Here is a 1,084-nt window from a genome sequence, read left to right as displayed (position 1 = left end):
GTCCTGGTAGGCGACGGTCGCCGTCTGGCCAGCTATCACGGCGGTGCTCAGCGTGAGCGTGATGGTCTTGTCCGCCCCGTTCACGGCGACTGCGGTGACGGCATTCGCGGCGCCATTCACAAGCACCGTAAAGTCCCCGGTGGCCGGCTTGCGGGTCAGGTCCTCGCTCAGGTTGTTCGCGTCGCTAAAGCGGAGCACCAGCTGGTCGCCGCTGGCCGAGGGACGTGTGGCGCCGGTGGTGATCAGCTGCGGGGCCGCCTTGTCCGATGCCTTATTGATTACCGCCGTGGTCGGAAAGCTGTCCAGGCGATTGCCTGTCGTGTCCTTGATGGCTCTGTCGTCATTGGGTGTGCTGTCCTGGTAGGCGACGGTCACGCTCTGACCAGCGGTCACGGGGGTAGCCAGCGTCAGCAACATGACCTTGGTATTTTCCGGCACGGTGACACTGCTGACAGCCCTGGTGGCACCAGCCACGAACACCGTGAAGTCCGTGGCGGCCGGCGCGTGGTCCGGCTTCGCGTCCAGACGGCTCGTGTCGTCGAATGTGAGCACCAGTTCGTCGCCCTTGTCGTTGACGTAGGGGGCCAAGTACTCCTTGCCGGGGCCTGCGTTGCTGGTGGTAATCAGCTGCGGGGCCGTGGTGTCTGCTGGCGTGTTGTTCGTCACGGCCTTGTTGCTGAAGTTTGCCGCGTCATTGCCCGCAGCGTCCTGCACCACGGCGCCGGATGCGGGTTTGGTGTAGCTGACGCGCACCGTCTCCACGCGGGCCACGTCGTGGTTCAGCGTGAGCGTGACGGTCTTGGCTGTCGCGTTCACCACGGCGTCCGTCACGGTAAGGTCCGTGCTCAGGTCGCTGCTCACCGTAAAGCTTGTGCGCGCCAGCGCGGCCGGGTCCAGGGTGTTGGCTTCGGTGTAGCTGATCACCAGCTGGTTGCCGTTGACCGTGGCGCTGCTGAACTCCGGGGGCGTGGTGTCTGCCGCTGCGGGCGTGTTGTTGACCACCTCGGTGGCGGCAAAGCTGGCCGCGTCGTTGCCCAAAGTATCCTGTATCGCGTCGGTGTCGTTGCGGCCCGTGGGGTCGGTG

At 65.4% G+C, this 1,084-nt stretch carries 1 protein-coding gene; it reads right to left on the bottom strand.

Annotated elements, in window-relative coordinates:
- Nucleotides 1–1,084, bottom strand: a 1,084-nt coding sequence (locus VTU_RS26240) for a SwmB domain-containing protein (protein ID WP_010102436.1), incomplete at both ends; no start/stop codon positions are given.

It is taken from the genome of Verminephrobacter aporrectodeae subsp. tuberculatae At4, assembly GCF_000193225.1.
Taxonomy (GTDB): Bacteria; Pseudomonadota; Gammaproteobacteria; order Burkholderiales; family Burkholderiaceae_C; genus Acidovorax; species Acidovorax aporrectodeae.
This window is presented reverse-complemented; position numbering and strand designations above follow the sequence as displayed.